This window comes from Rhizobacter sp. P3_C12 (genome assembly GCF_056402735.1).
The window spans coordinates 1-8,692 of the sequence record NZ_JBFUGW010000263.1; the positions used below are offsets into that span (position 1 = coordinate 1).

Annotated in this window: 6 protein-coding genes and 1 pseudogene; 3 read left to right on the plus strand and 4 right to left on the minus strand. The window is 69.8% G+C overall.

Translation table 11 applies throughout. The features are described from left to right. A partial coding sequence (locus tag AC1DXV_RS27600) for a TIGR03862 family flavoprotein (protein WP_477936570.1) occupies positions 1–938 on the plus strand: 938 nt, incomplete at its 5' end. Between the two features lie 9 nt (positions 939–947). Here the strand turns inward: AC1DXV_RS27600 and AC1DXV_RS27605 are convergent. The 4 genes from AC1DXV_RS27605 to AC1DXV_RS27620 form a co-directional block, all read right to left on the minus strand. Beyond that, the gene (locus AC1DXV_RS27605; RefSeq protein WP_477936572.1) at positions 948–1,997 is read right to left on the minus strand and encodes a hypothetical protein; all 1,050 of its coding nucleotides are present in this window, start codon (positions 1,995–1,997) and stop codon (positions 948–950) included. A gap of 20 nt (positions 1,998–2,017) precedes the next feature. Beyond that, positions 2,018–3,136: an ABC transporter substrate-binding protein gene (locus AC1DXV_RS27610; RefSeq protein WP_477936574.1), complete on the minus strand. Its 1,119-nt coding sequence runs from the start codon at positions 3,134–3,136 to the stop codon at positions 2,018–2,020. 12 nt (positions 3,137–3,148) lie between these two features. Continuing rightward, complete coding sequence (locus AC1DXV_RS27615) at positions 3,149–4,279, minus strand: ABC transporter substrate-binding protein (RefSeq protein WP_477936576.1); 1,131 nt, start codon at positions 4,277–4,279, stop codon at positions 3,149–3,151. A 204-nt stretch (positions 4,280–4,483) separates the two neighbouring features. Next, the gene (locus AC1DXV_RS27620) at positions 4,484–4,750 is read right to left on the minus strand and encodes a DUF4148 domain-containing protein (RefSeq protein ID WP_477871992.1); all 267 of its coding nucleotides are present in this window, start codon (positions 4,748–4,750) and stop codon (positions 4,484–4,486) included. A gap of 343 nt (positions 4,751–5,093) precedes the next feature. Between AC1DXV_RS27620 and AC1DXV_RS27625 the strand changes: the two genes are divergently transcribed. Beyond that, positions 5,094–8,246: a LamG-like jellyroll fold domain-containing protein gene (locus AC1DXV_RS27625; protein ID WP_477936578.1), complete on the plus strand. Its 3,153-nt coding sequence runs from the start codon at positions 5,094–5,096 to the stop codon at positions 8,244–8,246. 2 nt (positions 8,247–8,248) lie between these two features. Then, positions 8,249–8,692: pseudogene (locus AC1DXV_RS27630) on the plus strand (hypothetical protein); the annotation flags it as partial.

An 8,692-nucleotide genomic window follows, 5' to 3' on the forward strand; every position in this document is an offset into this window, starting at 1 on the left:
GCTCGGGCCGCGTGTTTCCCACCGACATGAAGGCGGCGCCGCTRTTGCGCGCCTGGCTGCAGCGGCTGCGCGCGGCCGGCGTGCGCTTCCACATGCGCCAGCGCTGGCTCGGCTGGGGCGACGACGGCGCGCTGCGCTTCGCATCGGCCAACGGCGAGCATGCCGTGCGCGCCGATGCCGTGCTGCTGGCGCTGGGCGGCGGCAGCTGGTCGCGGCTCGGCTCCGACGGCGCGTGGCTGCCGTGGCTCGCGCAGCGCGCGGTCGACGTGGCGCCGTTGCAGCCGTCGAACTGCGGCTTCGACGTGGCTACAGCGTGGAGCGAGCATTTCCGCAGCCGCTTCGCCGGCGAGCCGTTGAAGTCGGTGGCGATCGCGCTCGACGATGGCTGGCGGCAGCCGGGCGAGTTCGTCGTCACGCAGACCGGCGTCGAAGGCAGCCTGGTGTATGCCGCGTCGGCGCGGCTGCGCGATGCCATCGCCGCGCAGGGCCAGGCGAGCTTCGCGCTCGACCTGCTGCCGGCGCGCCCGCTGGAGTGGGTGGAAACCGAGCTCGCGCACCCGCGCGGGCCGCGCTCGCTGTCGACGCACCTGAAGACGCGCCTCGGCTTGCATGGCGTGAAGGCGAGCCTGCTGCACGAGCTGGTGCCGAAGGCGGAGATGGCCGACGTGCAGCGCCTGGCCGCGCACATCAAGGGCCTGCGCATCGTGCTCGGCGCGGCGCGGCCGATCGACGAGGCGATCAGCAGCGCCGGCGGCGTGCGTGCCGCGGCGCTGGATGACGCGCTGATGCTGCGTGCGCTGCCCGGCGTGTTCGTCGCCGGCGAGATGCTCGACTGGGAAGCGCCGACCGGCGGCTACCTGCTGACCGCGACGATGGCGAGCGCGCGCGTGGCGGCGCAGGGCGCGCTCGACTGGCTGGYGGGCGCGCGCACGGCCTGAGCGGCAGGCTCAGCGCAGGTCCGGCGTGCCGCCTGCACCGGCCACGCGGGCCTGCGCCTCCCAGCGGCGCGCCGCGTTCAGCACCGAGGCGAAGGCCTCGCCGTCCTCCAGCAGCGCCCGCTTGGTCACCGCGTCCAGCGGGTTCTCGATGCCGGTCTCGTCGCGCGGCATGCGGTCCTCGCGCACGGCCTTCAGCAGCCRCTCGATCTCGCCGGCGGCATGCGCCGGCGTCTGCAGCAGCACCAGGCGCTTGCTCTTGCCCGGGTTGCTCGGCACGTGGCACGAATCGCACTCGGCCTGGCGCATGCGCAGCGCGAACCGCTTGTACGAGCCCTCGAGCTGGCCCAGGTAGGGGTTGTCGGCGCGGTACAGGCCGTCGAAGAGCGTCGCCTTCGGTTGCGTCCGGCCCTGCGCATCCGTCCACATCCACTGGCCGCTGAAGCCCGTCGGTGCCGGCACCTTGGCCACTGCGGTGACCGGCGGCTGCGTGCCGTGCACCGTGAACTGCGCCGCCTTCACGCGCCCGCGCATCGGCTCCCACCACAGCAGCACCTCGTTCGCGCCCTGGTACATCGCCCACTTCTCGGCGTCGTGCCAGAACGGATACGGAAACTGCCCCGGCGCGAGCCGGTTGCGGAAGGCGGTCGCGAAGCGCAGCTGGAACAGCCCTTCGGAGGCGACATAGCGCACGCTGTGCTGCCCGTCGAACATGAACAGCGGCATGTAGAGACCGGTCAGCACGTCGGGCGCGAACTGCGTCAGCGAGCTGGCCTGCAGCGACAGCGCCGGATCGCGCTGGCGGCCCCACAGCACGATCGCGTCCAGCGAATCGCGCAAGGCCGGATCGCCGAACAGCCCGCGCCGGCACTGCTCGAAGGCCGGCTGGTCGCCGGTGCCGGCCACCGGGCAGTGGCGCGCGAAGGCGCCGGCGATCTCGGCGGCCGCGGCGCGCGCCTCGGCCCACTGTGGCGCGCTCGGCTCGCTGCCGGCGGCCCCGGCCGGCAGGCCGGCGAACGAGAGTGCGAGCACAGCCAGCCCGCGTGTCCAGGAAGCAACCATGAGGGATCCTCCTTCGGGGTTCAGCCGACGATGCGGCCGTAGCGGTCGATCACCACCATTTCCACGTAGTGCGAGCCATGCGGGTTGTCGGGCGCATAGGCGAGGCGGTAGCCGCCCAGGTCGGTGCGCAGCGACGACAGCGCGTCGCGCATCCGCGCGCGCGTCGCGCCGCCGGCCTTGACGGCGGTGCGCGCCGCCTCGACCGCGACGCGCCCGGCGATGTAGCCCTCGAGCGTCGTGACACCCAGCGCGCCACTGCCGCCCAGCGCGGCCAGGTCGCTCTTGCACTGGCCGACCACGCCGACGCCCAGCGCCGACGGCCGCGGCACCACCAGGCTCATCACCACGCTGCGCCGCGTCGCGACCACGCCGTCGATCAGGTCCTGCCCGGCGAACGACGACGAGAAATGCATGCCCGGGTAGGCGCCGGTGTGCATGTGCTCGATGATCGACAGCACCGGCGCGGCGTTGGTGGTGAACATCACGCAATCGAGCCGCTGCGCCAGCAGCTGCTGCGCCACCGGCAGCAGCGAGCCGGCGTTGCGGTCGATCGGCACGACGGCCACCGGCTGCACGCCGAGCCGGCCCAGCGCGTCCTCCATCGCCAGCAGGTTGGCCTTCGAGGTGTCCTTCAGGTGCACGTAGCCGACGCGCTTGAAGCCGAACTCCTTCGCGTAGCCCACCATGCGCCGGTACTCCACGTCGTAGCCGGCACGCACGTGCACCGCGCCGGACGACGCCGCGCTGCGGATGCCCATGTTGCCGCTGGCCGTGCCGATCAGCGCGATCTGGTTCTTCTCGACCTGCGGCATGCAGGCCTCGGCCGCCGCCCCGCTGGTCAGGCCGACCAGCGCCGCGGCGCCGTCGCCGATCAGCTTCTGCACGTTGGCGATGCAGCGGTCCTTGGTGCCGCCGTCGTCGAGCACCTGCAGCTCGAAGCGCGGGCCCTTGGGATCGGCCCGGTTGGCGGCGGCGAATGCGGCGAGGATGCCGTCGCGCACGTCGGCGCCGTAGCGTGCCTGGGCGCCGCTGAGCGATGCGCTCTGGCCCAGCGTGATGACGGTGTTGGAGGCGAATGCAAGGCGCGGGAAGCCCGCGCAGGCGGCAGCGCCGCCCAGCAAGAGGTCACGGCGTTTCATGCGGTGCCCCCTTCAGCCGACGAGGCGGCCGTAGCGGTCGATCGCGATCAGGTCGACATAGCGCGAGCCGTGCGTGGTGCCGGCGAACTCGACCTTGTAGCCGCCCAGGTCGCTGCGCAGGCCGGCCAGCGAATCCTTCATGCGTGCGCGGTTCAGCGTGCCGGCCTTCGATGCCGCCAGCGCCGCCTCGACCGCGATGCGCCCGCTGATGTAACCCTCGAGCGTCGTGATGCCCAGCCGTGCGCCGTTGTTCAGCAGGGCCAGGTCGCGCTGGCATTGCGCGACCACGTTGACGCCCATCTGCGTCGGGCGCGGCACCACCATGCTCATCACGCAGCTCTGCTTGCGCGAGGTCAGCGTGTCGATCAGGTCCTGCCCCGCGAAGGACGAGGCGTAGAACAGGCCGGCGTACTTGCCGCGCACCAGGTGGTCGATGATCTTGCCGACCGGCCCCGCGTTAGCGGTGAACAGCACGCAGTCGAGGCGCGCGGCCAGCAGCTCGTTGGCGACGCCGTCGAACGACGTGGCGTTGCGGTCGATGCCGATCGACACCTTGGGCTGGATGGACAGCGCCGACAGCGCGGCGTTCATCGCCTCCATGTTGGCCTTCGAGGTGTCGTTCAGGTAGACGACCCCGATGCGCTGCATGCCGAAATCCTTGACGTAGCCGACCATGCGCTTGTACTCGGCGTCGTAGCCGGCGCGCACGTGGAAGGCGCCGCTGACGTGGCTGCCGCGGATGCCCATGTTGCCGCTGGCGGTGCCGAGCATCGCGATCTGCGCATCCTCGATCACCGGCATGCAGGCCTCGGCGCCGGCGCCGCTGGTCAGGCCGATCAGCGCGGTCGAGCCGCCCTCGACCAGCTGCATCACGTTCTTCATGCAGCGGCTGCGCACGCCGCCGTCGTCGAGCGTCTGCAGGTCGAAGTGGAGCCCGCTGGCGGCCTCATTGGCGTTCGCCGCRGCGAAGGCGGCGGCGATGCCGTTCTGCACGTCGCGGCCGTAGCTGGCCTGGCCGCCCGTCAGCGACGCCGACTGGCCGAAGCTGACGGTGYGCGCACCGGCGGCGCGCGAGGCCGCGAACGGCAGGAATGTCACGCCGGCGGCCCCGGAGGCGGCCAGCAACAGGTTTCTGCGCTTCATCTTCATCTCTCCCTGAGACCACGTCATGGCGACGTGATCGGGTTTCGACAAGGTGAAGCGGTGGCTGAAGCTGGCGTTGCCCGGCCTTACGTCCGTAGCACTTGGTTTCGTGCTGATCGGTGAAAGCGAGCTTGAAATTTCGCCGGGAGCTGACGTGAGCGCGTCTGGCCGGGGCGTGCGCGCCAGCCCGCGGGACCAGGCGGCTCAGCCGCCGCTGGCGACCGGCGCCTTCGGTTCGGCGCGCTTCGGGGCGCGTTCGGCGGTGCGGGTGTCGGATGCGGCCGGTGCGTCGTGGCGCATCGTGCCGGCGAACTCGCCACCCATCGGCAGTGTGCCTTGCGTGCGGGCCTCGATCAACTCGGCGCGGACTTGCGCGCGCGTCTTCGGCGCGGCGGCATCTTGCGCCATCGCGGCGGCGCTGCCCACGGCGAGCGCGACGGTGACGAAATACGTGAGGGCGGTGCGGTTCATGGTTCACTCCATCGGGTGGGTTCGACGGCGACCTGCTGTCGATGGGGTGGACTGTGGCGAGGCGTGGCCGCCGGCGGTATCGAGATGCGACGAAGCGGATGGATGCGTCGCGAAATGACGATGGCATGGCGCTAGTGGTGTGCTGATCGGCCATCGGATTCCTCGATGGCGGTATCTGTCATTTCGCGGCCCCTGCAGCTTTGTACACTCCACTTCGCAACAAAAAGTCAGCGAGACTGCGCACCGCTTGTGCAGCGGCGAGCTGACGGACGACAGGGAGGACTTCATGCAAGGCATTTCGCGGGCGCGTCGGTGCGCTGGTGCGCGGTTGGGTTTCAGGTGGATGGCGCTGCTGATCGCGCAGACCTGCATGCTGGTGGCCGCACCGGCGCAGGCGCTGGGGACCGATCGGTACCGGGCGAACTACGAAGCCATCGGCGCGTGGACGTCGTCGGTGTCGGCCGCGGTCGCTGACCTGATCGGGATCCTGGAGACGTCTGTCGCCGCCTCGAATTGCTCCACGGTTCAGCAGCCCGACGGATACACCCAGCGGAAGTGCAGCTACCTCGACCACGAGACCGACGGCGTGCACTTTCGCATGCTGCAGGTGGTCGACGTGGTTTACCGCGGCAATGTGACGCTGCACACCGAGACCATCCTGGGCGGCACCTACGAGAAGCGCACGGCACCGGTGGTTGATCGCATCCACGGCAAGCCCTGCAATTGCCGGGCTCGTGCGCCCATGGGCAACCCGATCGACCCGCTGACCGGTGCCAAGCTGCTGCGCGAGGACCTGGGCCTGCCGACCCTGGCGGGCCAGCCGTTGCTGGCGCTGTACAACACCACACCCCGCCTGCCGACCAATGATGCTAGCCTGAGCTTCACCGAACGCTCCGCCGCCTCGTTCGGGCCGCTGTGGTCGGGCTCACTGCACAAGCGGCTGGTGCCGCAAACCACTGATTGGGGCCAGGTGCTGGGCATGAGCGTCTCGCGCGGCGACGGCGAGTGGACGAGTTTCGCGCTGCAGTCGTCGGGAAGCTATCAGCCCGATGCCGATGTGCCCGACCGGTTGGTGGCAATCGCCGGCGGCTGGCGCTACCTCGACATGGCCGCGCGCGCAGAGGAGACCTACGACACCCAGGGCCGCCTGCTAAACGTGGCCTGGCTCGACGGCCGCCGCCTGAGCTACACCTACAGCGATGCCGACACACCGGCGAGCGTGGCCCCGCAGAGCGGCCTGCTGATCGCGGTGACGGACCAGAACGGGCGCAGTGCGCAGTTCGTCTACGAGCAGCCTGCTGGTGTGAGCGAACCGCGCATCCGCCAGATCACGAGCGGCACCGACAACACCTTCATCGCCTATGACAGCACAGGCAACCTGAGCACTCTCACGCTGCCGGACGGCAAGACGCGGAAGTACCTGTACGAGCGCAGCGACCTGCCGTGGGCGGTGACGGGTGTCGTCGACGAGAACAACACGCGTCTCGCGACGTACGGCTACGACAGCGAGGGCCGCGCGATCGAGACGCAGTGGGCGGGCGGCGCGCAGCGGTATGTGTCGAGCTACGACACCGCACCGGGGTGGACGATCACCGAGACCTTCGACACGTCGGCCAACATCATCTGGCACGACCACTATTGGGTGGCCCCGACCGGCCTGCGCGTGACCGGCCCCGAGGGCGCGGTCAGCGAGATCACCACCACGCAGATCAACGGCAAGGTCTACCTGACCGGGCGCAGCCAGCCGGCCGGCGCGGGCTGCTCGGCCAGCACCAGCAGCCAGGACTTCGATGCGGGCGGCAACCTGAGCCGGCGCGACGATTTCAACGGCACGAGAAGCTGCTTCTCGAATGACCTGCAGCGCGGCCTGGTACTCGCGACGGTGGAAGGCCTGGCGCAAAGCCAGAGCTGCGCCGCGGTGACGCAGCCTGGAGCAAGCCTGCCGGCGCTGAGCCGCCTGACGAGCACCGAGTGGCACCCGGACTGGCCGCTGCCCACGCGCACCGCCGAGCCGAAGCTGCTGACCACGAACGTCTACAACGGCCAGCCGGATCCGTTCAACGGCAATGCGCCCGCGAGTTGCGCACCGTCGACGGCAGCGCTGCCCGATGGCAAGGCGCTGCCGCTGCTGTGCCTGCAGCGGCAGCAGGCCACGCTGGACACCGACGGCAGCAAGCGCTTCGACCTGGCCGGCAAACCACAGGTGCCGGGCGACGCGAACGGCGTGGACCCGAGCTACGCAAGCGTGAGCYTGCTGCTGCAYCTGGATGGCRGCGGCAACGCGGCGGGGCTGGTCGACAGCTCGGTCAATGGCTACSCRGTCAGCGCCTTCGGYAATGCGGCGGTCAATGCGGGTGCTKCGCGCTACGGCAGCGGTGGCCTCAGYCTGGACGGCAGCTAYGGCASCTATGTGACMGCMYCGAGCGCGGCGCTGGAYGTCGGCRGCAACGACTTCACSGTGGAAGCCTGGGTGCGGCTGAACGCCTACGGCAACTTCGCGACGCTGCTGAGCAACTACGGCAACGGCGGTGCCCGCGGCTTCGACATCCTGACCGGCTCCAACGGCTCGGTGACCACGCGCTGGTCGCAGGACGGGTCGAGCGATGCCGGAAGCCTCTGGCATGCGAACCAGATCCCGCTGAACACCTGGGCCCACGTCGCGGTGGTGCGCCAGGGCACGGCGCTGCGGATCTTCCTGAACGGCGTGCCGAGCGCGCCGGTGGCGATCAACGGGGCGATCTTCACGTCGAGCACGCCGGTGAACATCGGGCGCACGCCGGACACTGGCCAGGGCGTGTGGTATCTGAACGGCGCGGTGGATGATGTGCGCATCACGAAGGGCCTCGCGCGGTACACGGCGGCCTTCACGCCGTCGACGGCCGGCTTGCCGGGCAAGCCGGTGACGCCTGCGGTGCCGTCGCTGTTCAACACCGCGGTGGCCGACAGGGTGCAGCGCTGGACGTACGACCAGGACGGCCGGGTGCTGACGGCCAAGAGCACGCGCAGTGGTGTCACCGTGAGCACGAGCTCCACGTACTTTGCTGACACGAACGCCGATCACACGAAGGGCGACCTGCAGAGCTTCACGAGCAGCGCGGGCGAGGTGACGACGTTCACGCAGTACAACCGCGCCGGGCAGGTGCTGCAAAGCATCGACGGCAACGGCATCGTGACCGTGAACACCTACGACTTGCGCCAGCGCCTGCTGACCACGGCGGTCGATGGCCTCACGACGACCTATGAGTACGACGCCCTCGGCCAGCTGAAGAAGGCCACGCTGTCCAACGGCAGCTGGGTCGGCCAGGACTACGACGATGCCCGTCGGCTCAAGGCGGTGTACGACGATCAGGGCAACCGCATCGACTACGAACTCGACCGCAATGGCCAACGGGTCGGGCAGACAAAGAAGGACCCGAACGGCAGGCTGAAGGTCAGCCTGAACCGCGTGATGGATGCGTTGAACCGCGCGCAACGCACCACGGGTGGGGAGGAGTGAGCATGAAGATCACGAAGAAGCCGCTGATCGGCACGGTCTCCCTGTTGATTGCTGCCGCGGTCAGCGCACAAGGCCTGCCACCACCGCCCGTCTCCCCGACGCCGGTGACGACCTATGAATACGACGCCCAGGGCAATCGCACCAAGATCACCCGCGGCGCCGGCACGCTGAACCTGGAGACCAAGCTCAGCTACGACCCGCTGTACCGGGTGAAGGACCACACCGATCCGAAGAACGGCAAGACGAGCTTCGAGCACGACGGCGGGGACCGGACCACGAAGGTCACCGACCCGAGGAGCCTCGTCACGCAGTACCCGCGTGACGGCTTCGGCAATGCGACGCAGCTGATCAGCCCCGACACCGGCCAGGCCAGCCACACATTCGACGAAGTCGGCAACCTGCTCACGCGCATCGACAGCCGCGGTGTGCTGACGACGTACACCTAC

Excerpts from the sequence above, each read along its gene's own strand:
- AC1DXV_RS27620 (WP_477871992.1), bottom strand. The coding sequence starts at position 4,750 with ATGAACCGCACCGCCCTCACGTATTTCGTCACCGTCGCGCTCGCCGTG.
- AC1DXV_RS27610 (WP_477936574.1), bottom strand. The coding sequence starts at position 3,136 with ATGAAACGCCGTGACCTCTTGCTGGGCGGCGCTGCCGCCTGCGCGGGC.